A 24118-nucleotide genomic window follows, 5' to 3' on the forward strand; every position below is an offset into this window, starting at 1 on the left:
GAAATCCTCATGTCCTGAAATCACTCCATTTAACTTTGACCTCACAATCAAGGGTGATGAAATCCTGCGAATAAGTGAGCATTCGAGAGATATTTGCATCAAACTGAGGGAGTTGAAGAAGAAAACGAATTGATTGGTGTTGAATTAAATACCTAACTATAGTTTTTATACCAAGATGTAACTGCTGGGCAGGAACAAATATTTAGACAGTTGGTCAGAATATATTGAATTAGAAAAAGAGTCGGCAAAGCGACCCTCTCTAAGATTCTTCGTGTTTAACTTAATAAGTATTTATTCAATGCTTGTTGTAAAGTTCCAAATGTTAGTGCTTTTTCATTTAATCTCATTCCTACGTTTATCATTTTTCTAACCACTTCAGCTCTTAACCCGGTAATCACAGTGTTACATCCCATTAATGAAGTGCCGTCAATAATCTTCATTAAATGATCAATTACTTCAGTCTCCATTTCCATAATTCCAGATAAGTCCATAATCAATGTTTGAATACGTAATTTTCCAATCTCTATTAAAACTTTTTCCTCGAGAATATTCGTTCGGTAAAGATCGACAGCACCAATTAAAGGCAAAATACATATAGTGGGTGTTATTGGTATTATAGGCACCGAAAGATTTTCAACCAATTCTTTTTGAGCCATTATCAACGAATCTTTGTATTGAGAATATGTGATAAAAAATACATTTAAAAACCTGTCCACTTGATTATTTACTTGTTTTTCTACCGAAAAAAACTCTTCAGTTAAAACCTTATTCGTTACCTTGTTATATTCTTGTAGGAACTTCCACAAGGTTCTTCGAATAGCTTGCACCCACTCTAATTTGAAAGATAATGGAATTGCGTGTGTCGCCCAAGCTATACCTTCTTGTTTAGCAAATGATTGAAGTTCTTGTTCTTTACCCTCAATAATGTATTGAATCAGAATATGGGCATTATTTATCAGGTCAATATTACCGACCGTTAATATTTCTTCAATTTTTTCTTTCACATTAGATGCTTCGTTTAATAATGAATCTTCAAAATCCTCTTTATTTTCTTGGATGAATTCCAGTAATTTATATGCATCTAGTGAACCCTTCATAATTTAATCCCCCTATTTTTTATATGCAAAACTATAATTACCCTGTTATTATAATAACTAAACCCGTTTACATAAAAAAATCTCAAAAAGCTTAAAGCCATTCTAGGATAAGAAAAAATCAAAAGGAAAACCTGCAAAAGAATCGATGCCTGTATTAATAATTGCTTCATTGGATTTACGCTCTATTAAAGAGAAAAAAACGTTACTGGATTTAGCCTAATTAATGGTTTTGAAACTGAGAAAAATCCTTCCAAAAGGTTTTTGGAGGGTTATTTGGCATATCCAAAAATATCATAAGGGAAATGAATTTTTTTGAGAAAGATATTGACATTCTATTAGCTGGTTTAGTTCCATAGGGCATAAAGGAAGACCACAATAAGTGGTCTTCCTTTTGTTTCTCTAGCCCGAACCTATTTACGGAAGGAATTGGGATTTATCTGATGGGGACAATTCGTGATAGAGGGCTCATTATAAGAACAGCAGCTACAGTATCACTGGGAATTTCTAACTTTGTCATAACCGGTTCCTCAATTTTTTAATGCTTATGAAAACAAAAAGAAGAGGTAAGTATATAACAATGAAGCATACGCTGTAGGGATTGATTATTTTATTTAATATATATAAGGAATCGATATCATAAAAAAATATATTCACAAGTAGTATGATTATGGACATTACCCATAAAGGATACTTTTGCTGGACATTGAATAAGCGCTTGACACCCCTGCTGGCAGCCCACAAAGGAATGACCATATTGGGTATGATAACGATGGTCCACCAAGAAACAGTTATGTATTCGAACCGTTGAATAAAGGGCAACTCAATAATACTGGTCAATGTTAGTGTTGGCCATAGAGTAAGGGTCAAATGTTTCTGTGAATAAAAGACTATCGATACAAAATAAAGTAATAAGCTCAATAACGTAGTGAGCACAACTCCTCCGTGAGCATACTTTTGCGATGTTTCAGCATTTTTGATGAACGGATAATACATCAGTATCATTTCAAAACCAAGCATGGATAATGAAATGCTTTTAGTTCCTTTCATTATTTCTAATAAATTATGATGGAAAATAGGAAGAAAACCGGTGAAATCAGAGTATTTAAAACCATAAAAAGGTACAAATAACAGCCAGTATGAAACAATTACAGTTATGAAGGCAATACCCGTAATGGTTCGGAATCCTCCTGTATTTATATAAAAAATCAAGATAAGGAAAACCAAAGCAAATGCCCAAGAAGGTACCTCGTCAAACATCCAAACATGTATGACATTTATATAGCCGATTATGATCGTCATTCCAAGGATAAAAAAGTAAAGAATAAATAAAATACTGAAGAAATTACCAATCCATTTACCGAATGCATGATTATTAGTGTAGATAATATCACCAGGAACAACACTGAATATCTTATATATTAGCCAAATTAATATATGAACAATCAGTCCAGCTAGGAGTATGGATAACCAGCCATCGGTTCCCGTTGCTTTAGCCAAATCTCTTTGAAAACTCAAGACGCCTAATCCAGTTTGCATGGAATGAATTAAAAAAAACACATAAAATGGCGATACCTTATATTTTTCATTAACACCAGCTTGATTCATGTAGGACCCTCATTTGTATCACTCATATATTTTAATAATCTGGCTTATATAAGTGAAATCTATTCAAAAAAGATTGATTAAATTGTGGATGGAATTTTGGTATTGATCCTTGTCGGTAAGTTGAGAGCTTCAGTGACATTCAATGGGAACTAATTGCGTGAGGCATTAGACGCGAAACAGAAACGCGTGGACACCCAAGACCTTTGAGGATGGCAATGGATGCCCTTTCCGAAAGATATTTGGAAAGTCTTATCCTGCAACACGAGGGGGGATAATAGATGAGTGATAAAAAGAAATATCAAGCAATAGTGAATTTTAAAGACCTGAAGGACAAAGGGAAGATTTACCGTAATGGTGATACTTTTCCGAACACGACTAATAAAAAGGTTGAGGATGGAACGTTTAGAGGAACTATTGTCCTATGATAAGAAGATGGCAAACTGGTATTAAAAGAAATCTGAAAAAAAAGGGGCTTTTGCCTTGGCTTTTTCATTCAAGGGGCCTGTCAGGGGGGTTGTTAATTTCTTGATGAACGGAAAAAATATATAGAAGGGAACAAAAACTAATGAAATACGAATGGAGAAAACAAGAGAAGAATTTATATATCCCAAAACAAAAACCTGAACTTGTAACAATTCCAGAACAGAAATTTTTTTTGATAAAGGGAATAGGAAATCCAAATGAGAACGAATTCGCTGAAAAGATAGGTGTTCTTTATTCATTGGCTTATGCGGTCAGGATGATGCCGAAGCAAGGATACACTCCAGCTGGATATTTTGAGTATACTGTATTTCCATTAGAAGGAATTTGGGATTTAACGGAAGAGGGAAGGAAACTAGATACATTAAATAAAGATGAATTATTATATACGATCATGATTAGACAACCGGATTTTGTAACAAAAGAAATAGTGGACAGAGCATTTGAAAATGTAGAAAAAAAGAAACCACATCCATTTCTATATGATGTAAAGTTCGGTACATTTCAAGATGGTTTATCTGTCCAAATGCTTCATGTGGGTCCATATGATGATGAACCTCAAAGTTTTAAAGTAATGAATGAATTCATAAAAAATAATAATCTTGAAAGAACTTCACTACAACATAAAGAAATATATCTTTCAGATTTTAGAAAAGTTGAACCTTCAAAATTAAAAACAGTTTTGAGATATAAGGTTAAGCCAATAGAATAGCATAATCTCATAGCTGTTAACATGAGTGTACATAAGTAAAAGGTGCATTATTTCCATAGGATGCAATAAAGTAGTCCTAAAAAAAATGAAGTGAACCTAAAAGGTTAGGAAGTAACAGCCCGCCCTTATTTTATATATTTTACCTATTGAAAAACATTAGCATCTATTATTTTGGGTCCTTTTTTATGCAGGGAATTAGTCCCTTTTGTCAAATTAGTTAAACAAAGGGGATGAAAAAATGAATGATGATGAGAAAATCGGTATTTTATTGTCCAATATGACAAACGAATTAGTGTCGAGTAGAGTAAGGGTTAGAGCTATAGTAGAATTACTGGAAGAAAAAGGTCTAATAACCCGCGAAGAGTACGAAAACAGGTTTAAAAAAGTTTTTGAACGAGATGCAATTTCGTATAGAAATGATCTATTGAAAGAAGTCAAAATCGATGAATGAAAGGAGGAGGCATCCATTAATTTGGGTGCTTTTTTTTTTGGGTGAGAACGATGAATCATTATAAGAAAAGCAAACGGTTAAGAAGCCAGTGAAGCCAAGTCGCAGAGATCTGGAAGACCTAATGAATATGAAAGCTTTTACAACTTAGTATTTTACAAATTCAAGCCAGAAGATTCCTAATGTGAAAAAAGAAAGAGCGTTAACCTTTATTTGATCAACACTCCTGTTAGTGCAGTAACATTCAAGTTATTTTTTTAGATTTGATTTCATTAATAATGAAATCTGTTGCTCAGTCGTAATTGAAAATTGTTCCAGTTGGTCAACAATTAACTTTTGTCTTTGCAATGGATGATTTTGACTTAACTTAGCTTTCCCTTCTATTTTGTTGATTTTTATTTTGAACCCTTGAACTCCTTTGTTCATACCAGCGAGAAACTCAGCATCTACATTTTGCAAACTGTATGAGCTGTCAGGAGCTTCGTACTTTGATACCATATCATGTAGGGTGCCCATTAATTCATGTTCATCCTCTTGAAGTTCCACTTCTCCGTATACATGGACGGTCACATAATTCCATGTTGGTACTGCATTTTTCGTCTCATACCAAGATGGAGAGATATAACAATGCGGACCATGAAAAATAGCCAAGACGGTTTGATTGTTGATGTCTTTCCAATGAGGATTAGGACGAGCAAAATGTCCATATAAGCAAGAATTATCCTTGTTCAATATTAACGGCAAATGAGTCGCGTAGGGCATTCCATCATGTTGAGAAAAAAGAGTCGCAAAACTATGTTCCTTCATAACGTTGAAGGAAAGTGTTTCATCTTTAATGTTAAAATGTGCAGGAATATACATTTTTTCTCCTCTCAAAATCTTTTCTTAGCATTAAATTAATAATTTCTCTATAAGATAAGTCTATATTCATGACGGCCTCTTTATCTATTGGAATTCGGTTGTTTTAAAAGTATATTCATGCAATTAGCTTTTCCTTGATATAGCTCCGTTTTTTGATACTGGAGCATTTTTGCCTAGTATAACAGAAAAGACAACAATCACTGCTATTACAATGGTGAAAAATGTGATGGATTCATCTAGAAATACTGTTGCAAATACAATCATCAAAAATGGTTGTAAGTATTGAATCTGACTGACTCTTGCTATCCCGCCCATTGCCATTCCGCTATACCAAGCAACATATGCTAGAAATTGACTAACCACTGCAAGATAAATGAAGCTAATCCATGCTTGTATAGGGGCATGAAGCATTTCAGTTGTAACGTTTAGCCCAACTGGAATTATAAAAAATGGAGCACCAATCATAATTGCCCATGCAATCACTTGCCAGCTGCCTAACTCTTTTGCTAATTCCCCTCCTTCTGCGTAACTAAGTCCCAGTATGATCACAGCTGCCAGTAAAGTTAAATCGGCTAATTGCAATTGGCCGAATCCAAGGTGAAGTGCATACATAATTACCGCTAAAGAGCTGATTATACTTGAAATCCAGAATTTGAGAGATGGTATTTCACCTGCCCTAAATATGGCAAATCCGGCTGTTGCTAACGGTAACAGAGCCAATTCCACAGCTCCATGAGAAACCGGCAAGGATTCCATTGCCCAAGAAGTGAGGAGAGGAAATCCCAAAACTGCACCAAAAGCAACAATAAGTAGACGCTTGAATTGGCGAAGAGAAGGTAGCCTTTCTTTTCGAACAATCAATACCACTGCTACTAAAAAAGCGGCCACCACTGTTCTTCCTAAACCAACGATCGTAGTCCCGAAATATTCCACTGCAATACTTGTAGAAGGGAGTGTTAAGCTAAAACAAATGACACCCACTAATCCCAAAAATAATCCGAATTTTTCTCTTGTTTCTCCCCGCATCTTTTCCAGCCCCAATCTTTATACTTTGTACCACATCTGTGCCATTTTTTACTTATTTTAAAAACAGTTTTGATATAATTAACATACTATGAGTACATTCAATAAAAATAAACCATTTTTTCACTTAACTGTCCTGGTACAGTTGAAGGGGGATCAATATATGAACTCAAAATATATGAAGATAATGCAAGACATTAAACTTCGACTAGAAGATGGTTCGCTAATTGCAGGCAGTAAACTTCCTTCTGTTCGACAGTTATCTGAGTATTTTTCATGCAGCAAAAATACGGTAATAAAAGCATATGTAGAACTTGAAAAAGAGCATTTAATTTATTCCGTTCCTAAAAGCGGCTACTATGTTGTGAATGATTATCAAAAAGCGCCGGAAGAAAATGAGGTGATTGATTTTTTGTCTGCCGGTCCAGATAAAAATGTTATGCCATATGTTGAATTTCAACATTGTATGAATCAAGCAATTGACCATTATAAAGAAGAGCTTTTTACATACTCTGATCAACAAGGGCTTTACTCACTCCGAGTACAGTTGGTGAAATATTTGCAAAATTTACAGGTCTTCACTCACCCAGAAAGATTAGTCGTTGTCTCTGGCTCACAGCAAGCCCTTAATTTATTAGTGTCTATGCCATTTCCAAATGGAAAAAACAATATTCTAATTGAACAGCCTACTTATTTCGGATTCATTGAGTCGATCAATCTGCATCAAACTACTACTTTTGGAATTGAATTATCAATGGAAGGGATTGATCTTGATCGTCTGGAATACATTTTTCGAAATAATGATATAAAATTTTTCTATATTATCCCGAGATTCCACAATCCACTTGGGCATAGTTACACGAATGGCGAAAAGAAAAAAATCGTTGAGTTAGCTGAAAAATACGATGTATATATAGTGGAGGATGATATTTTAGGAGACCTTGATCCAAATCCAAAATCCGATCCTTTATTTTCTTTTGATCCTTCTGGGAGAGTGATTTATATTAAAAGCCTTTCGAAAATTTTTCTCCCAGGGTTAAGGATTGGGACTGTCGTTCTTCCTGAATTAATGATGAACAACTTTTTACGCTATAAATTCAGTTCGGATTTTAATAGTTCAGCACTTTCTCAAGGTGCGCTGGAAATCTATTTAAAAAGCGGTATGTTTAATAGTCATCTCAAAAAAGTAAAAGAGGTATACCGTACTAAAATGCAAATCCTTCAAGAAGCATGTGAATTATTGCTGCCGGCTAATACTTCTTTTTCTAAACCGAATTCCGGATTCTATCTTTCCATCAGTTTGCCCGAGAATGTGAAAGCAAAACAGGTGGTTCATATGCTAAACGAGCAGCATATATATGTTGATGATGCCTCCAGAATGTTTTTAGCAGAATATAAAAAGGAAAATCTCGTTCGTTTATGCATCTCTCAAGTGAACGAGAGTCAAATTAAACTAGGGGTAGAGCGATTGGCTCACTGTATTGCTTTAATTGACAGTAGAAAAAAACATATTACTCCAAATAACTTTTTACTCATTTAGTATGGGTAAGTTTATATAGAGGACAGCATCAGAGGATTATACGGATTGCCAAGCATATATCAAAACGGTTGATTACGTATCTTAGAATCTGAGCAATCATTTGAGACAGATTTATTTACTCCCACAACATCTCATGTGTTGCCACATACACACAGCAAATGTAGAGTGTTTTTCACTTCTTGTAAGGAAAAAATTTAATAACGAAAGATGTAAGAATGAAGAAATTATAAAGAGGTAACTAGCTTCAAAGCTTATATCAAATTTCCCAGGTGCGAAGTTTGCGTTATAATAGTAAAAAACATCCGTCTATATAGGATGGATGCTTCTTGATTGAAATACATAAAAAGGATTGGTGAATAAGAATGGCAATAGTTGATGTAACGGTAATTCCTGTCGGGACACAAACTCCAAGTGTTAGCAGCTATGTAGCGGATATTCAAAGAGTATTAAAGCAATATGAAGATAAGGGAGAAATTCGTTTTCAATTGACACCCATGAATACAATCATTGAAGGCGACCTGCCTAAATTGTTTGAAGTGATCCAAGCGATGCATGAAGTACCTTTTGAAAAAGGTCTTGCTAGAGTTTGTACGAATATCCGAATCGATGACCGTCGTGATAAAGAACGCAGGATGGAAGACAAAGTAAAGCGAGTGAAGGGCATGCTTGAGGAATAACAGGTTTTTTAAGTGACAGTGAAATGTATAAAAGCGCATTAGGTTAGATAATAGTTCATTGCTGTTTGGAACTGTCGTGAGCAATTATACAAATATCCCGAATTTCGTCGATATATTGCATTTTTCGGAGATATATCCCGAATTTCGAAGATATATTGTGTTTTTCGGAGATAAACCTGAATTTCGTTGATATATTACTGTTCTTCTGAGATATATCGATATATCACGAGTTACGTTAATTTTCAATTAATGTCAATGTATTAATAGCTTTAAAGCCTTGGTATTACTGATTCTCAGTTTCCAAGGCTTTTTTTATTTTTATTTCATACATTTCAATATTATATCTTGCATGGGAGATTAGGTAGTAATATAAATTTAGGCTCTAAAAAAGATATAACTGTTGTCTATTTATAAACGTTCGCCATAAAGTTTTTTTTCTTCATTTGGATGAAAAAGAGTGAAACCTTTTGAACAAAACACAAACCTTCTATCTATCTCGAATCCAGCTTTATTCAAAATTTCAACTGTCCCATGTGAACCAGTGCCAGCATACCCGCAACTACAACCAGAAAGGTGTAGCTCATTTCCTTTTTTGTCTATAAGGATGAGATCGCTATCGAGCAAAATATTATCTTTATTAATCTCTTTAGTAATTTTAGCAATTTTAAAACGATCAAACTGATCTTTGACTGCTTCGAATAATGCAATACTTTTATTGGTAATACCGCGGTCTTCACCGTAATCTTTTATGACGAATACTTCCCGCTCATATGATTTCTTATATAGATGGTACTTTTGGTAAGTGACGTCATTAATTTTACAAATAATTGGACTAATATTATCCAGTTTTTGATTAAACATTGCACGCCTCCTAAATAGTTAGTTTATTAAGTTTATTAGGAGAAAAAGAGATTAGTACTAAGAACCTGATAAGAGGCAAAATTTTTTGTTTCTGTTTCTCTTTTAAGGATTGAATAGGAATGGCTCATGATGCTTATAAGGTATGAATGAAGCTGTTAGGAAGAAGTGAAATTGTGAAGCCAAATTAAAAAGCACCAAAATAGGTGCTTCCTAGTTATATATCTTCTTAAAGTAATGGACAAACATAATATTCATGACAATTTCGACTATAGCATTAATACATACATCGATAATATTAGTTTCCTCAAGTGAATGATAAGGAGCAAATAAGACAATATAAATAGAGCCAATGATAGTTAAAAGTATGGTCCATAAGCTGTTACGTAAAAACAGTGGAATCATTAAGCCAAAAAAGGGCAAAAAGAAATCTAATTCTTTCCTACTTCTCTTTTTATAAATACCGACTAAAAGATAGATTGCAATCACATTGATAATAATAAATAAAATTAGATCAATAACATCATATCCATTCATAGATGAAGAATTATAAACTCCAGACAGTGAAAACACTGTAAGAGCAACTAGTACCCAAAAAGTTATCCGGTACCTTTTCTTTTGTTTGCCAGTTATTGTTCCTGCCTGTAACGCCATGACGAGTTTGTTAATATTCCAAATATACATTTTTGTCTCCTTATGTACGATATCAGACTAATTATAGCGTAGAATTCACTAAAATCCCCTGTCCAATTACAACTAATGAAACAAAAAATCCGGATAAAGGGCACTTTTTTATGTGTTTCGTTAGGTTATCCGGGGTGTAAATCAAGTTTATACTATAGATCTTCTTCATTAACTTGGGTAGAGTAGTTTTGTTCACATTGTTTTTTCCCCACTCTCCCATAATGTCCCGTACTGGGATAAAGCTTTTCCCTTGCGGTGTTAGTGAGTATTCTACTTTAGGAGGAACTTCTTTATACACTTCTCTGTGAACCATTCCGTCCTCTTCCAATTATCTCAGTTGTTTTGTCAATATTCCTTTTGAAATGCCCGGTAACAACCTTTGAAGTTCATTAAATCTTCTTGTTTGCCTACTTAGGTACCATAAATCAATAATTTTCCATCTTCCAGCAATTACATTTTGAGTAAGTGTCAAAGAGCATATTTCTTCTTGTTCTTCAGGAGGCGGTTCTCCTGTAAAGACAAGAGGCAGAAGAATATGACAACCCCTCTTTGTCATAACATATAGAAAAAGATAAGGGTGTGACAATGCTGAATAGGAAGCAAAACGACCAAATCGTTATTTGTATCATAAAAGGTTCAACAATAAAAAGGTTTTTAATCCTAGATCTAATTATTGGATCAGGAATTTTTTATGTGGTCAAATTCATTTCTTCAAGCATAATTATAGCGAGTGCGAGCAGTTTTATTGGAACGGAAGGAATTAAAAAGGCACCGAAAGTTCTGAAAACTGCGATTGGATTAATATCCTAAGGTTTGGAAATTAAATAAATCCTGACCTTACTTGTTGCTTTAATGAGGTTCAGAACTAAGGAAGAATTATTCGAAGCTGCCAAGAAAATTCACAGCGGATAGCCATTCAAATATGAATCAATGGGATCAGCCGTAAGACCAAACTGGATTTCAAAGAGATTGTGTGTAGGATGGAATGGGAGTAACGAACGTATACATCTATAATGATTCATATTAAATAGGAGGGAATCATGACAAAACCTCAAAAAGTGAAACCCTATTTAACTACACGTAGTTTGCTGCCGGAAAATCAGGAGACACCCATTCAATTCATCAATAATGATAGTATGGAACCCCAACTATTTTTTAGAAGGAACCACTTTTCTTATCCGACACTTTCATATTCAAACTATTGGCTTCCTATAAATGGCTTAGTATCAGCTCCATTACTGCTGTCCATGCAGGACATTCTTCAATATCCATCAAAAACGCTGGAAGTTGTCCTTGAATGCTCGGGTGACAAGCGTAATCTCTTCGAACCTAAAATATTTGGAGAACAATGGGGAAAAGGGGCTATTAGCCAAGGTAGGTGGAAAGGTGTACCATTACGGACCTTACTTGAATTGTCAGGAATAGGGGAAGGGGCAAAAGAAGTTGTCGTGGAGGGTTATGATTATGGAGATAGGACCGATCTAGATGCGGTATACACCTATACTAGGAGTTTGCCTATCGAGAAAGCACTGCATCCGGATACCATTATTGCATATGAGTATAATAACCAGCCAATTCCTTTTAAACATGGTTACCCACTGAGGTTAATCGTTCCGCAGTGGTATGCAATGGCATCTGTTAAGTGGATAAAGCAGATAAGTGTTATTAATACTACTTTCACGGGACCTTTTCAAACTATTGATTATGTGTATTATCCAAATAAAGAAAATGATCAAAATGCATTTCCAGTCACTGCAATAAATATCAATTCGACTATCCAAAGACCGCTGGATATGGAAAAAATTAATACGGGTAAGCATTTAATAAAAGGGATTGCATGGACAGGAAAAGGAGTAATTACAAAGGTGGAAATCAGTATTGATGATGGCTATACATGGAGTAATACCGTTATATTACCTAGTAAGAATGTTGGTTATGGATGGGTTAATTGGACATTCGAATGGAATATCCTAGAAAAAGGTGAGTACACGATTAAATCCAGAGCAACAGATTCATTTGGTCAAATTCAACCTAATTTACCTTTTTGGAATAAAAAAGGTTATGGATATAATGCGATTGATAAAATTAAGGTTAAGGTGGAATAAATCGAAATTAGTTTAAAGAATGAAGGCGGTTAAAGTAAATTTTTAGTTTCAGTAAATGTAATCGAAGATGATAACCTAAAAGGTTTTTCGGGGGTATAAGTAACATGAGGTTGAAGGGGGATTACCACTCATGTTAAATTAAAATGTTTTAGTGTAATTCTAATCCTTAAGCCAACAATCGGGCATATGTGGTTGGAACAAAACAGATCATTTCTTTAAGGATAATGTTTTTATAAAAACCATAAAAGAAAGGGGAATGCATATTAAACATATCTAATATGTATTCCCCTTTTATTTAATAAAGTGTCCGGCTGTTGAGCATAATAAAAAAGAAACATCTTTGTTGTTCTCTACGAATTTTTCCATACAGTTGCATACTTCTTTTGATATTTTGGATCTTCTTCTTTTTCAACTAAATCCAGTACAATTTGCTTTATTTCCTTATCTTTTATTTCATTGAACAAATTCCTAAGCCCTTGAATAATATCAAAACGAACTAAGGTGTAGTTTTTTGATTAACAGTGGGGGAGTGTCTTGATCCCTCTTTTTGAAATCAATATATTAATAGGAAGAAACACGTCTAGAATACACCGAATAGAGGTAAATGCTTTTAAAAAGTTTACTAGCACTGTAAGTAAAATAGCAATTTTCCCTTATTGGAAAAAATAACCTCATTGTTAAATTATTGTTATTACCTTATAATTTTCTAGAAACATATGAAATGTTATGAATAGGAGAAAAGTATGAAAAAACTGTGGACCATTTTAGTTTCATTTACGTTGTTAATTAGCTTATTCCCCCAATTAGCATCGGCAGCATCAAGCAAAAATTTTGAGCAAGAACTTTCAAAGTATTTAAAAGAGGTAAGCCTTGTCAGGGGGTTTGAAGTGACGAAGGATGATATTGAAACATCACTTTCTTTTTACGATGAAAGTATTGAGAACTTTGAATCTATTGGTGATCTAAAAGAAGCCTTGGGCGAAGTTATTAAAGCTGATTTAAGTAATTTAGATGCCATTTATGATGATTATAATCTAACTAATGAGAGCCTAATTAATCTATTACACGAAAATGGCGAAGATCTAGACGATTATATCTTTATCTGGGACCTCGATGAAGCTGTTTATTTCTATACAGAAGAGGGTGATTTTGAACGCGATCCAAACTTTGACAAAGAATTAGTCAATTATTTAGCCAAGGTTAGCAAGGAAAGGGGCTTCCAAGTAACAAAAGAAGATATCGAAGCGTCATTGGAACTCTATGATTTAAGTACGGAGGAATTTGAATCTGTCGAAGAGCTTAGCGAATTTCTAGGTGACGTCATAAAGGCAGATCTAAGCAACTTAGATTATTTTAATGAGAATTATGGATTGGATAAACAAGCATTGCTTCAAATGTTAGAAGAAAATGGTGAAAATATTAATGATTATATATACATAGATAATCTTGAAGAAACTGTTTGGAACCTTACTGGTGGCGGCATGGATGGCGAAGTTGCCGAAGATCTTCTTCCTATTTTCGAGCAAGAACTCGGTCTAACGGAAGAGGAACTACAGCGGCTTGAAGACCACTTGATGTCTTTGGAAGACCATCTTTCCAGCCCGGAAACAGTCAAGCAACTTGAAGAATTGGGCAATCGCATGATGGCTTTCGAGGAATTTGATGTAGCAACCGAGCTTACAGCTGAACAGATAGCTGAAATGGCCTCAATCTATGAAGAATTACTTTCCATCTTTAAGCTCAATGTTTCCTATTCCCTTGTGAAAAGTGGCTCGGAATCACCTGTATCCCTTTTGGATTTAATGCAATTGGAAGAATTGAAGGGAGCTAACCTGAAAATAGCCATATTTAATACTGATGGGAAGTTCTTGGCTGATCTTTTAATAACAGGTGATATGGTCGATTCTGATACTCTTACTAATGCAGGCGGACAAATAAAGGAATCTGCTAAAGAGGTTCAAAAGAAGATTGAAAAGGCACCAGTTGCTAAACCAGTAAAACAAAAGATCAGTACTCAGACTAATTCAGAACATCAAACTGTAAAAGGGGCTAAACTACCAAATACCGCTTCCGATTATTTGCCCAGTGCCCTTTTAGGACTACTTCTTGTCTTGTTCGGAAGCTTGATGTATCGAAAAATCAGGAAAGCTTAATATGAAACAATTAAAGAAAAAGCGGTTGCTGTTGCTTTCTTGTACAATTGCCATCATTTTATTTGGGGTTTGGTTTTCAACATCCAATATGTATAAGTTTGCAAAAGGCTATTTTCTTTACAAGACACATTCTCCAAGCAGCCAAGTGAATGAAACTGTAAAGAAACCACCAAGTGATGAGCCACCAAGTAATAAAACAACAAAGAAAGAACTATATCCTGTCCGCCCAAAAACGGGTGAAGAAATCGGGGAGCTTTATATACCCAAACTAAAAACAAAACTCCCTATTTTCCATGGCACAAACGAGGATGAATTGGAAAAAGGCGTTGGTCACTTTGCGGGAAGTGTGCTACCTGGTGAAAATGACAATTCCGTTCTTTCCGGTCATAGAGATACGGTATTCCGTAAACTCGGGCAAGTTGGAGAAGGAGATTTGTTGATAGTAAGAACATCGGCAGGAGAGTTCACATACAAAGTCAACAAAGTTCGAATAGTGGATGAGGATGATCGAACAGTAATCGTACCAAAGCCACGGGCAACGCTAACCGTCAGTACCTGTTACCCTTTTGATTATATTGGGTCAGCACCTGAACGCTATATACTTGTCGCGTATTTGACTTCAAAAACAGTAAGTTAATCCAATGTACTTAGACAAGAGTCCCAATAAGGAAACCCTATTGGGACTCTTATAATTTTATTTCTTTTTAGAAAGGAAAGGCAAACTAGAAAAAACACCGATTTATTTATATTGTTAAACTATTCTTATTGCTCGAAGTGCCCGAGGCAGCGGATTTTAATATTTTATGATGGTAAATATATGAGCCAGCTATCAATATATACCCGATAATGAAAATCAGCCATCCACTGACAGGGTCGCCCACTGAAATGCTTGAATACATAGCCCCCGTCAAATCAAATACAAAACCGGCATAAGCCCATTCCTTGATTCTCGGAAAGCCTGGAATAAGTATTGCCACGACACCTAATAATTTGGCTATTCCAATAAAGGGTAGGAGGTAAGTAGGATAACCTAAATGATTAAATAAAGCGACAGCATCGGGAACAGACATTATATCCGGAATAGAACCCAAAACCATTAGTGCCACCAAAAGTCCTGTGAAAATCCAATATATAATTTTTATTTTTTTCATTTATTCTCATTCCCTCCCTTAGATTGACATTTTAATCATATTCCACTTTCCTTTTTTTAATGCATTCTAAAAAAAACTTGAACTTCAACAGTTGTGGGGCTTAAGAATAGCTTGACTGTAGGATAATATAAAGAAAAGTTGTTTTTTGGAAAATATCCAGTTGATTTCAGAAATCCGTTCCCTTTCCAATACCAATAGCAGTGAAGTACTGCTTATTCGTCTGTTGAAGAATGGAAGAAATTATATCCCTTCTTAGGTTTTAGACGGATATATAGAACGGAGGAACTGTGTATGGAACCAACCCAAAAGAAAAATCTTTCATCATTAGATATGAAAGAGAACTATTTCTAAATGATGGATGTACAATAAATTGTTTTATCTTAGAACCTAACTCATTTAATCCAATTATCCTTTCATAGATGTGGGGACGAAAATAAACAAGAGAGGTCTTACTCTAGGTAGAGAAAGACCTCTCTTGTTTGTTTAGGAAAGCTATTAAGACATCTACAATTATACTTTGAAATAGATTAGCTTGTAGTAACATTTAAAAAGTGTTCGATCACAATTGAAACAGCTCCTAATGCAGGTGCATTTCTTCCTAATGAAGAGGGCAATAGTTCACACATACTTTCCAAATGAGAATATACCCTGGAAGAAACCTCATTCTTAATGGTATTTAACACAATCGGGTGAGATTCGATAATGTTATTTCTCAGAATAATAGCCTGTGCGTCAAATGTATTGAGAATATTAGTTAAACCAATACTGACGTAGAAGCCAAAGTTCTGGAGTGCATTTAAGACGGCTACATCATTTTTATTTGCACGTTCCACAATTTCTTTTCGTAGCATATTCTTTTCGTCTATAGAAAAAGAATCCAATAATGCTTTTTCTGAAGCATATAATTCCCAGCATCCTCGGTTTCCGCAGCTGCATTTGGGACCGTTAAAATCTATCGTCATATGACCCATTTCTCCAGAAAAGCCATTTACTCCTTTATATAATTCATTATTAATAATAATCCCGACTCCAATTCCTACGTTAATACTGATGTAAATAATGTTTTCATAGTTTTTAGTAACCCCAAACACTTTTTCACCACATGCGCCTGCATTAGCCTCATTTTCAACAAAAACAGGTACATTGAACTCGCTTTCAATTAAGAATTGCAAATCTTCAATATACCATTCCAAGTTGGGCATAAAAATAATTTTTTGATTGTTATCCACAAGACCTGGTACACAAATACCTATTCCCACCAAACCGTAAGGCGAGTCGGGCATATGAATGATAAAATCATGTATAAGTGCAAACAGAATTTCTTTCACTTCACTAGCTGAAGGGCTAGACAAGTCAGAAGCCTTCTCAAGGATAATGTTGCCCTCTAAATCGGTAAGAATTCCATTAAGGTAATCAACACCTATATCGATACCTATTGAATAGCCTGCATTTTTATTGAAAACAAGCATCACAGGTCTTCTGCCGCCTCTAGATTGTCCTGCTCCAATTTCAAAAATAACATCTTTTTCAATTAATTCATTTACTTGGGAAGAAACAGTGGATTTATTTAACCCTGTAATCTCAGAGAGGGTTGCCCTTGAGATTGGAGAGTTTTTTAAAATTTCATTTAATATCAACTTTTGATTCATTTTCTTTACTAATGCTTGATCTGCTATCGGAATGATAATCGCTCCTTTGTTTTACCATTGAACTAAGTGTTTTTTTGTTTGAACTAAAATCCAGTATGGAAATAGTATATTTCATATTATAACTTTAAATTTCTTAAAAAAACATTGATATAAATATTTATTTTGTATATCATGAAATAAAGTTAGTTTGTTGGTGCAACAAACTACAACGATTAATATTTTTAAAAATATCAAACGAGGATTTTTCACTTTAATTAAAGGGGGAAGTAACACATGATTCAAACTGATACTAATAAAATTAATTATTTTGAAAGCGTAAACAAAGTCTCATATGAGGGAAAAGATTCTAAAAATCCTTTAGCTTTTAAATACTATAACCCAGAAGAAGTAGTAGGCGGTAAAACAATGAAGGAACAACTACGTTTCTCAGTTGCTTACTGGCATACATTTACAGCTGATGGGACAGATCCTTTTGGTGCAGCTACGATGCAAAGATCATGGAATAAATTTGATGGAATGGACTTAGCAAAAGCTAGAGTAGAGGCAGCTTTTCAACTTTTTGAAAAATTAGGGGTTCCTTTCTTTGCGTTTCATGACCGAGACATCGCACCTGAAGGAAACACATTGAAAGAAACAAATGAAAATCTTGATGTAATCGTTAGCATGATTCAAGAATATATGAAAACAAGTAACGTAAAGTTATTGTGGAACACAGCTAATATGTTTACAAATCCTCGCTTCGTTCACGGTGCAGCAACTTCTTGTAATGCAGATGTATTTGCTTATGCAGCAGCCCAAGTAAAGAAAGGACTCGAAACGGCAAAAGAGTTAGGAGCAGAAAACTATGTGTTCTGGGGCGGCCGTGAAGGCTATGAAACACTGCTCAATACAAATTTAAAGTTAGAGTTAGATAACTTGGCCAGATTTATGCATATGGCTGTAGATTATGCTAAGGAAATTGGATTTAAAGGTCAATTCTTAATTGAGCCAAAACCAAAGGAACCAACAACGCATCAGTATGACACCGATGCAGCTACGACCATTTCGTTCCTAAGACAATACGGATTAGATAACCATTTTAAACTAAACCTTGAAGCTAACCATGCTACTTTAGCTGGGCATACGTTTGAACATGAATTACGCGTAGCCAGAATTCAAGGCTTCTTGGGATCAGTGGATGCAAACCAAGGCGATCCTCTTTTAGGATGGGATACCGATGAGTTCCCAACAGATCTATATTCTACAACTTTAGCAATGTATGAGATCCTACAAAATGGAGGATTAGGTAGTGGAGGGTTAAATTTTGATGCTAAGGTGCGCAGAGGTTCCTTTGAACAAGAAGATTTAGTATATGCCCATGTGGCTGGGATGGATGCGTTCGCTAGAGGTTTAAAAGTGGCTCATAAATTATTGGAAGATCGTGTTTTTGAAAACATCATTGATGAACGCTACAGCAGTTTCAAAAAAGGAATTGGTCTTGAGATTGTTGAAGGAAGGGCCAACTTCCAAACACTAGAGCAGTATGCATTACAAAATCCAAACATTACGAATAATTCAGGAAGACAGGAACGATTAAAAGCCACCTTAAATCAATATATTTTAGAAGTTTAACGGATAAAAGAGAGTAGAAACAAATTCTGCTCTCTTTTATAAAAGTGGAGGAATCAAGATGAAATATATTATAGGAATTGATCTAGGAACGAGCGCTGTCAAAACTGTTTTAGTTAATACAAAAGGTGAGATCTATGCAGAAGCTTCTAAAAATTACCCTCTTCTGCATGAAAAAACAGGATATAGTGAACAAAATCCAGAGGAATGGATTCAGCAGACTGCTCGTGCTTTAAATGAGCTAATCTCCAAATCCGATGTAAGACCAGAAGATATAGAAGGAATAAGTTATTCTGGACAAATGCACGGTCTAGTACTGTTGGATAAGAATCATAATCTCTTACGTCATGCTATTTTATGGAACGATACAAGGACGACAGCACAGTGTCATCAGCTATATGAAATGATTGGAGAGAAACGCCTTTTAGAAATAACAAAAAATCAAGCTTTGGAAGGGTTTACACTACCTAAGCTGCTATGGGTTAAAGAGCATGAACCGGAGATATTTGATCAAGCAGCTGTATTTATGCTGCCTAAAGACTATTTACGCTTCAAAATGACTGGCTTAATTCATAGTGAATATTCAGATGCTGCCGGTACATTATTGTTGAACGTGAGCGAGAAAAAATGGAGCGAAGAGCTTTGTCAATTAGTGGGCATTGATATCGGCATTTGCCCATCGCTAGTGGAATCCAGTGAATGTGTCGGAACAATTAATGAAGAATTCTCTCAAAAAACAGGGCTACCATTATCGACTAAGGTATTTGCGGGTGGAGCTGATAATGCTTGTGGAGCAATTGGAGCTGGTATTCTATCATCAGGAGAAACGTTATGCAGCATCGGGACATCTGGTGTCGTACTTTCTTATGAGGAGCGAAAGGATAGGGACTTTGCTGGGAAAGTGCATTATTTCAATCATGGAAAAGAAAATGCTTTTTATACGATGGGAGTTACATTATCTGCTGGCCACAGTTTAAGTTGGTTTAGAGATAATTTTGCTGAAAATGAGTCATTTGAAGAACTACTGGCTGATATAAACAATGTTCCAATTGGTTCAAATGGGGTTTTATTTACTCCATACTTAGTTGGGGAACGAACACCTCATGCCGATGCTACTATACGTGGAAGCTTTATAGGAATGGATGCTTCCCATAAAAAGAGGGATTTTACAAGGGCAGTCATTGAAGGAATTACCTTCTCATTAAATGAATCAATTGAAATTATTCGAGAAAATGGAAAAGAAATTACGTCTATTGTATCAATTGGCGGGGGAGCAAAAAATGATAGTTGGCTTCAGATTCAAGCAGACGTTTTCAACACAAAAATTATAAAACTATCTACTGAGCAAGGACCGGCGCTAGGGGCAGCCATGTTAGCCGCTTATGGTTGTGGGTGGTACAACACATTAGAAGAATGCGCGGATTCATTCATATCTTCTTCAAAAACATATCGACCTAAATTAGAAAATGTTCCAGTGTATAAACAACTTTATGCTTTATATAAAGAGGTATATTACCAAACAAAAGACTTAAGCAAAAAGCTGAATCAATTTAGCAGAAAGTAACTGGTTGCATTTGAATCATGCATCCCTTTCTTCGAAAAGGAGATTAATATGAAAATAGAAGAGGGAATTTTCGGTGAAATAAATAGAGAATTGGTAAAGTCTTATACAATCATGAACAATCAAAACATAAAAGTAACCTGTATTGATTATGGATGTACGATTACTAGAATCGATGTACCAGACAAAGAAGGGAATATAGAAAATATCGTGTTAGGATTTGATTCTGCAGAAGATTATTTACATTACTCCCCTTATTTTGGTGCAGTAATCGGTCGAGTGGCAGGGAGAGTTAATCCACCAAGCGTTGATATGGAAGGGTTTACATACCTCCTCGCTGAGAATGAAGGGAGAACTCATTTACACGGTGGACCTGAGGGATTCCATAACGTAATCTGGAAATCCTCTACTAGTGAGAGTGTAGATGAGGCTAGTGTGACATTTACTTATATGAGTCCTGATGGAGAAGCTGGTTATCCTGGAAATCTTGAGGTAAGCGTCGTTTACACTCTCACTGATAATAATGATCTTATAATAACCTATCATGGTACTTCAGATAAAAATACGTTATTAAATTTAAGCAATCATACTTACTTTAATCTGAGTGGCAATTTAAAAGAAGATATCTTACAGCATGAATTAACTATGAAAAGTGATAAGTTTTTAGAGCTTGATCAATCCTTACTGCCTACAGGCAATTTAATAGACGTTGAACATACACCTTTTGATTTTAGAGCGGGAAAGCGAATTATTGAAGGAGTAAAATCCAAACATCAACAAAATGAAATAGTTGGAAATGGGTATGACCATCCATTCTTATTAAGTGAAAATCATCAAAAAGAAATTTGTTTGGTTAATCCTTCTAACGGACGGAAAATGATAGTGGAAACAGATGAGCCATATGTTGTTTTATATACGGGAAATATGTTAGAAGATACTTTTCTAATTAGAGGAATTCCTTGTCAAAAACACCTTGGCTTATGTCTCGAAACTCAACATCCGCCAAATGCCATTCATAATCAGCAATTACCTTCTATTTTATTAGAAAAAAATAAAGAGTATCATTCTAAAACTCGTTTTACGTTTACCGTTGAGTAAAAACTTTGGTATTCAATGGTCTAATGTTGTTTTAGTGAAATGAAAATCTACAATGGAAGGGAGGATAAAAGCAGTTAGTAGAATGGGTGAGGGAAGAGAGGTCCTTCTTGTTATTAATTTTGAAAGCGCGACCAAAAGTATGCGCTTTAATATTAAATAGACTTCATTCATAACTGTTTTTAGTAAAACATGAAGCAAAAACGAAACTCATTATATATCTTTTCGATTACATTAGTCGCCGCAATTGGAGGATTACTGTTTGGATACGATACAGCTGTAATTTCTGGAGCTGAAGAATCTTTAAAGGTTTATTTAATCGATAGCTTAGGCTTAGGCCCTTTGGCACATGGCGTCACCGTATCAAGTGCTTTAATAGGATGTATTATCGGAGGATTAATTTCCGGCTATTTTGGATCAAGACTAGGACGTAAAAAATCACTTATACTTGCAGCGATACTTTTTATAGTATCAGCATTAGGTGCTTCTTATCCTGAATTTTTATTTTTTACAAAAGGTGAACCAACACTTTCTTTATTACTAGCTTTTAACTTTTATCGAATTATAGGGGGGATTGGTGTTGGAATAGCGTCTGCCATTTGTCCAATCTATATAGGAGAAATTGCTCCGGCTGATATTCGCGGCAGATTGGTATCATTTAATCAGTTTATGATTATTTTTGGTATGTTAGTTGTTTACTTTGTAAACTGGGGTATTGCAAATGGTGAAACGTTAGAATGGATAAATGATGTAGGGTGGAGATACATGTTTGCTTCAGGAGCGATACCAGCTTTAATCTTTGCTGTACTTTTGTTATTAGTTCCAGAAACACCTCGCTATTTGGCAATACAGAATCAAGATCAAAAAGCTTTAGCTATACTTACAAAAATCAATGGATCTTCAGAAGCGAAAGCGATTCTAAGTGATATTAAACAAACGACCACTATCAATATTTCATCTGAAAAATTATTCGCTTATGGAAAATTAGTTATTATTGTAGGTGTACTGCTTTCTGTATTTCAACAATTTGTAGGTATAAATGTAGCCTTATACTACGCACCGCGTATCTTTGAAAGCATGGGAGCAGCTAAAGATTCTTCTATGCTGCAAACCATTATTATGGGATTAGTAAATGTTATCTTTACAGTTATCGCGATTTTAACAGTTGATCGATTGGGAAGAAAGCCATTATTAATAGTAGGTTCTATTGGAATGGCAATTGGTATGTTTGGTGTAGCAAGCATGGCCTTTTCTAATATAATTGGAATAGGGACGCTTGTATTTATCATTATTTATACAGCTTCATTTATGATGTCGTGGGGTCCAATCTGCTGGGTGCTAATTTCAGAGATTTTCCCTAATAAAATTCGAGGTCGGGCTGTAGCAATTGCTGTAGCTGCCCAATGGGCGGCTAACTATTTTATTTCTTCTACATATCCGATGATGATGGAATATAGTGGGGGACTAACATACGTTTTCTATGGTTCAATGAGCGTGCTTTCTGCCTTATTTGTTTGGAAAATGGTTCCTGAAACCAAAGGCAAGACTCTTGAAAAGATGGAGAATATATGGAGAAGAAATGTTAAAAGTTCAAAAGATAGTCAAATTATTTAACTAGTAAAATTCACTTGAACTGGACACAAAAGTGGATAGGTTATAAAAGGATTCTTATTGTTGGGATGGTAAGTATTGTTATTTCAGGTGTTTTTAACGGAGCATGGACATGTGGACAACAAGAGCAAATTTCTTCAATCCAGTGAGGATTTCATCCCTATAAACAAATAAAAAAACAATCCAGTTGATTGACCCTGTTCCAGCACTTGTAGGTATAACTTTATCTTAAAATGTTAATGGACTTAAAAGAATTGATTAAAATGACGCATAACCCGGCACAGGAAATCGTGATGAGGGAATACATTAACTTTAAGTCTTTCAATATAATAATTCCAGCAATTACTATGAGTGAATCAATAATAAAAATATTAATTCCAGGATTAGTTGCTGTGGTTTTAGAGATTAATAGTGCTAATAAATCCACTCCACCGGGGCTAATATGTTGTCTCAGCATAAAACCAACACCGATCCCAATCGTCATTCCACCGATAATGGCACTCATTATGATCGGCAGATGAACTAAACCGTTTAGTGGTGTTAGCCAATCAATGATGGTTGAAGTGAAAGCTAACCCAAGGATGGCATTAAAGAAATAAGACTTATCGTATAGAAGAGATAAAAGGTATATGGGAATATTGATCATGATCATGGTATGTCCAACCTGGATTCCCCACACATATTTGATTAATAAACTTATGCCAAATATCCCGCCATTTATTAGATGAATGGGGATAATAAATAAGTTAGGACCTACTCCAATGCAAAAACTTGAAAAAAGCAGAGTAACAAACTTTTTCATAAAAACATTCCCCTTGTCCAAATCATTATTTTAAAATATATGAGAGGAATGCAAATATATACTTAGCTGATTGAAAATTACGCTATTGTTTATTGTCGATTTTGTTCTTCGGAAGGTCTTCCTAAATTTACGCTGGATCAAAATAAAGGCCGTCCCCTTGAGGCAGTAATGTAATTAGTGCAAAAAAAAGAGACTCTAAAAGAGTCTCTCAGTTTGTAGACAAAAGGGGTTCGGAATTTAAAAAATTCCGAACCCCTTTTAAAATTCCCTTGAAATTTTGACCAAAGGATAAGAGATTTGGGATCTTCGAGCCACTATGTTAAGCCATTTTAGGACCTTTCCATGTCCAAGTGGCCATCTTCTTTAAATTAATGGCAGCTAAAGTAAGCATCGCTTGC

Annotated in this window: 21 protein-coding genes and 1 pseudogene; 12 read left to right on the forward strand and 10 right to left on the reverse strand. The window is 35.0% G+C overall.

All coding sequences use genetic code 11. The features are described 5' to 3' along the window. Positions 1-275 precede the first annotated feature (275 nt). Positions 276-1097 (reverse strand): STAS domain-containing protein, encoded by an 822-nt coding sequence (locus ACIQ0C_RS23875; protein WP_403064622.1) that lies wholly within the window; start codon positions 1095-1097, stop codon positions 276-278. 513 nt (positions 1098-1610) lie between these two features. Then, positions 1611-2702, reverse strand: coding sequence for a GerAB/ArcD/ProY family transporter (locus tag ACIQ0C_RS23880; RefSeq protein WP_403064625.1), 1092 nt, complete (start codon positions 2700-2702; stop codon positions 1611-1613). Between the two features lie 278 nt (positions 2703-2980). Between ACIQ0C_RS23880 and ACIQ0C_RS23885 the strand changes: the two genes are divergently transcribed. From ACIQ0C_RS23885 to ACIQ0C_RS23895, 3 genes are all read left to right on the forward strand, one after another. Further along, on the forward strand, positions 2981-3127 hold the full coding sequence (locus tag ACIQ0C_RS23885) for a hypothetical protein (protein ID WP_403064628.1): 147 nt from the start codon (positions 2981-2983) through the stop codon (positions 3125-3127). A gap of 140 nt (positions 3128-3267) precedes the next feature. After that, positions 3268-3894 carry a GyrI-like domain-containing protein gene (locus ACIQ0C_RS23890; RefSeq protein ID WP_403064631.1) on the forward strand — a complete coding sequence of 209 codons (627 nt, stop codon included), beginning with the start codon at positions 3268-3270 and terminating at the stop codon, positions 3892-3894. A 238-nt stretch (positions 3895-4132) separates the two neighbouring features. Then, positions 4133-4345: a hypothetical protein gene (locus tag ACIQ0C_RS23895; protein WP_053534479.1), complete on the forward strand. Its 213-nt coding sequence runs from the start codon at positions 4133-4135 to the stop codon at positions 4343-4345. A gap of 246 nt (positions 4346-4591) precedes the next feature. On the opposite strand, the gene ACIQ0C_RS23900 is transcribed toward ACIQ0C_RS23895, so the two are convergent. Beyond that, a complete protein-coding gene (locus ACIQ0C_RS23900) occupies positions 4592-5203 on the reverse strand; it encodes an FMN-binding negative transcriptional regulator (RefSeq protein WP_403064634.1) in 612 nt (203 codons plus the stop codon). Positions 5204-5326: 123 nt separating this feature from the next. Then, the gene (locus ACIQ0C_RS23905) at positions 5327-6229 is read right to left on the reverse strand and encodes a DMT family transporter (protein ID WP_403064637.1); all 903 of its coding nucleotides are present in this window, start codon (positions 6227-6229) and stop codon (positions 5327-5329) included. Between the two features lie 160 nt (positions 6230-6389). Between ACIQ0C_RS23905 and ACIQ0C_RS23910 the strand changes: the two genes are divergently transcribed. After that, a complete protein-coding gene (locus ACIQ0C_RS23910) occupies positions 6390-7766 on the forward strand; it encodes an aminotransferase-like domain-containing protein (protein WP_403064640.1) in 1377 nt (458 codons plus the stop codon). Between the two features lie 362 nt (positions 7767-8128). Then, on the forward strand, positions 8129-8443 hold the full coding sequence (locus ACIQ0C_RS23915) for an MTH1187 family thiamine-binding protein (protein WP_053534483.1): 315 nt from the start codon (positions 8129-8131) through the stop codon (positions 8441-8443). Between the two features lie 408 nt (positions 8444-8851). Here ACIQ0C_RS23915 and ACIQ0C_RS23920 read toward each other — a convergent pair whose 3' ends face one another. The 3 genes and pseudogenes from ACIQ0C_RS23920 to ACIQ0C_RS23930 all read right to left on the reverse strand — a co-directional run. Next, entirely contained in the window at positions 8852-9304 is a 453-nt protein-coding gene (locus ACIQ0C_RS23920; protein ID WP_402842195.1) for a hypothetical protein, read from the reverse strand. A 210-nt stretch (positions 9305-9514) separates the two neighbouring features. Further along, entirely contained in the window at positions 9515-9985 is a 471-nt protein-coding gene (locus tag ACIQ0C_RS23925) for a hypothetical protein (protein ID WP_402842198.1), read from the reverse strand. Positions 9986-10172: 187 nt separating this feature from the next. Further along, positions 10173-10541 (reverse strand): annotated as a pseudogene (locus ACIQ0C_RS23930) (winged helix-turn-helix transcriptional regulator); the annotation flags it as partial. A gap of 484 nt (positions 10542-11025) precedes the next feature. Between ACIQ0C_RS23930 and ACIQ0C_RS23935 the strand changes: the two are divergent. The 3 genes from ACIQ0C_RS23935 (at position 11026) to ACIQ0C_RS23945 (ending at position 14880) form a co-directional block, all read left to right on the forward strand. Further along, a complete protein-coding gene (locus ACIQ0C_RS23935; RefSeq protein ID WP_403064643.1) occupies positions 11026-12090 on the forward strand; it encodes a sulfite oxidase in 1065 nt (354 codons plus the stop codon). 743 nt (positions 12091-12833) lie between these two features. Continuing rightward, positions 12834-14243 carry a processed acidic surface protein gene (locus ACIQ0C_RS23940; protein WP_403064646.1) on the forward strand — a complete coding sequence of 470 codons (1410 nt, stop codon included), beginning with the start codon at positions 12834-12836 and terminating at the stop codon, positions 14241-14243. A gap of 1 nt (position 14244) precedes the next feature. Beyond that, positions 14245-14880, forward strand: coding sequence for a class D sortase (locus ACIQ0C_RS23945; protein WP_402842207.1), 636 nt, complete (start codon positions 14245-14247; stop codon positions 14878-14880). 106 nt (positions 14881-14986) lie between these two features. On the opposite strand, the gene ACIQ0C_RS23950 is transcribed toward ACIQ0C_RS23945, so the two are convergent. Both ACIQ0C_RS23950 and xylR read right to left on the reverse strand, forming a co-directional pair. Beyond that, the gene (locus tag ACIQ0C_RS23950) at positions 14987-15394 is read right to left on the reverse strand and encodes a DoxX family protein (protein ID WP_403064649.1); all 408 of its coding nucleotides are present in this window, start codon (positions 15392-15394) and stop codon (positions 14987-14989) included. Between the two features lie 527 nt (positions 15395-15921). After that, positions 15922-17076 carry a transcriptional repressor XylR gene (gene xylR, locus ACIQ0C_RS23955; RefSeq protein ID WP_403064673.1) on the reverse strand — a complete coding sequence of 385 codons (1155 nt, stop codon included), beginning with the start codon at positions 17074-17076 and terminating at the stop codon, positions 15922-15924. 240 nt (positions 17077-17316) lie between these two features. Here xylR and xylA point away from each other — a divergent pair, with 240 nt between their 5' ends. The 4 genes from xylA to xylE all read left to right on the forward strand — a co-directional run bounded on the left by xylA (position 17317) and on the right by xylE (position 22921). After that, positions 17317-18654: a xylose isomerase gene (gene xylA / locus ACIQ0C_RS23960; protein WP_403064655.1), complete on the forward strand. Its 1338-nt coding sequence runs from the start codon at positions 17317-17319 to the stop codon at positions 18652-18654. A 58-nt stretch (positions 18655-18712) separates the two neighbouring features. Beyond that, positions 18713-20215, forward strand: coding sequence for a xylulokinase (gene xylB / locus ACIQ0C_RS23965; protein ID WP_403064658.1), 1503 nt, complete (start codon positions 18713-18715; stop codon positions 20213-20215). 48 nt (positions 20216-20263) lie between these two features. Continuing rightward, positions 20264-21310, forward strand: coding sequence for an aldose epimerase family protein (locus tag ACIQ0C_RS23970; RefSeq protein WP_403064661.1), 1047 nt, complete (start codon positions 20264-20266; stop codon positions 21308-21310). 189 nt (positions 21311-21499) lie between these two features. Continuing rightward, entirely contained in the window at positions 21500-22921 is a 1422-nt protein-coding gene (xylE, locus tag ACIQ0C_RS23975) for a D-xylose transporter XylE (RefSeq protein ID WP_403064664.1), read from the forward strand. Between the two features lie 220 nt (positions 22922-23141). Here xylE and ACIQ0C_RS23980 read toward each other — a convergent pair whose 3' ends face one another. Continuing rightward, positions 23142-23720: a YitT family protein gene (locus tag ACIQ0C_RS23980; RefSeq protein WP_403064667.1), complete on the reverse strand. Its 579-nt coding sequence runs from the start codon at positions 23718-23720 to the stop codon at positions 23142-23144. Positions 23721-24118: the final 398 nt, after the last annotated feature.

It is taken from the genome of Peribacillus sp. NPDC096448, assembly GCF_044762675.1.
Classification (GTDB): Bacteria; Bacillota; Bacilli; order Bacillales; family DSM-1321; genus Peribacillus; species Peribacillus frigoritolerans_B.

Bases quoted from the DNA above. Each gene is read 5' to 3' on its own strand.
- xylB (WP_403064658.1), top strand. From the start codon at position 18,713: ATGAAATATATTATAGGAATTGATCTAGGAACGAGCGCTGTCAAAACT.
- xylE (WP_403064664.1), top strand. From the start codon at position 21,500: ATGAAGCAAAAACGAAACTCATTATATATCTTTTCGATTACATTAGTC.
- ACIQ0C_RS23885 (WP_403064628.1), top strand. From the start codon at position 2,981: ATGAGTGATAAAAAGAAATATCAAGCAATAGTGAATTTTAAAGACCTG.
- ACIQ0C_RS23905 (WP_403064637.1), bottom strand. From the start codon at position 6,229: ATGCGGGGAGAAACAAGAGAAAAATTCGGATTATTTTTGGGATTAGTG.
- ACIQ0C_RS23950 (WP_403064649.1), bottom strand. From the start codon at position 15,394: ATGAAAAAAATAAAAATTATATATTGGATTTTCACAGGACTTTTGGTG.
- ACIQ0C_RS23880 (WP_403064625.1), bottom strand. From the start codon at position 2,702: ATGAATCAAGCTGGTGTTAATGAAAAATATAAGGTATCGCCATTTTAT.
- ACIQ0C_RS23970 (WP_403064661.1), top strand. From the start codon at position 20,264: ATGAAAATAGAAGAGGGAATTTTCGGTGAAATAAATAGAGAATTGGTA.
- ACIQ0C_RS23910 (WP_403064640.1), top strand. From the start codon at position 6,390: ATGAACTCAAAATATATGAAGATAATGCAAGACATTAAACTTCGACTA.
- ACIQ0C_RS23920 (WP_402842195.1), bottom strand. From the start codon at position 9,304: ATGTTTAATCAAAAACTGGATAATATTAGTCCAATTATTTGTAAAATT.
- ACIQ0C_RS23925 (WP_402842198.1), bottom strand. From the start codon at position 9,985: ATGTATATTTGGAATATTAACAAACTCGTCATGGCGTTACAGGCAGGA.
- ACIQ0C_RS23890 (WP_403064631.1), top strand. From the start codon at position 3,268: ATGAAATACGAATGGAGAAAACAAGAGAAGAATTTATATATCCCAAAA.
- ACIQ0C_RS23900 (WP_403064634.1), bottom strand. From the start codon at position 5,203: ATGTATATTCCTGCACATTTTAACATTAAAGATGAAACACTTTCCTTC.
- ACIQ0C_RS23895 (WP_053534479.1), top strand. From the start codon at position 4,133: ATGAATGATGATGAGAAAATCGGTATTTTATTGTCCAATATGACAAAC.
- ACIQ0C_RS23945 (WP_402842207.1), top strand. From the start codon at position 14,245: ATGAAACAATTAAAGAAAAAGCGGTTGCTGTTGCTTTCTTGTACAATT.
- ACIQ0C_RS23875 (WP_403064622.1), bottom strand. From the start codon at position 1,097: ATGAAGGGTTCACTAGATGCATATAAATTACTGGAATTCATCCAAGAA.
- xylA (WP_403064655.1), top strand. From the start codon at position 17,317: ATGATTCAAACTGATACTAATAAAATTAATTATTTTGAAAGCGTAAAC.
- ACIQ0C_RS23915 (WP_053534483.1), top strand. From the start codon at position 8,129: ATGGCAATAGTTGATGTAACGGTAATTCCTGTCGGGACACAAACTCCA.
- ACIQ0C_RS23940 (WP_403064646.1), top strand. From the start codon at position 12,834: ATGAAAAAACTGTGGACCATTTTAGTTTCATTTACGTTGTTAATTAGC.
- ACIQ0C_RS23980 (WP_403064667.1), bottom strand. From the start codon at position 23,720: ATGAAAAAGTTTGTTACTCTGCTTTTTTCAAGTTTTTGCATTGGAGTA.
- ACIQ0C_RS23935 (WP_403064643.1), top strand. From the start codon at position 11,026: ATGACAAAACCTCAAAAAGTGAAACCCTATTTAACTACACGTAGTTTG.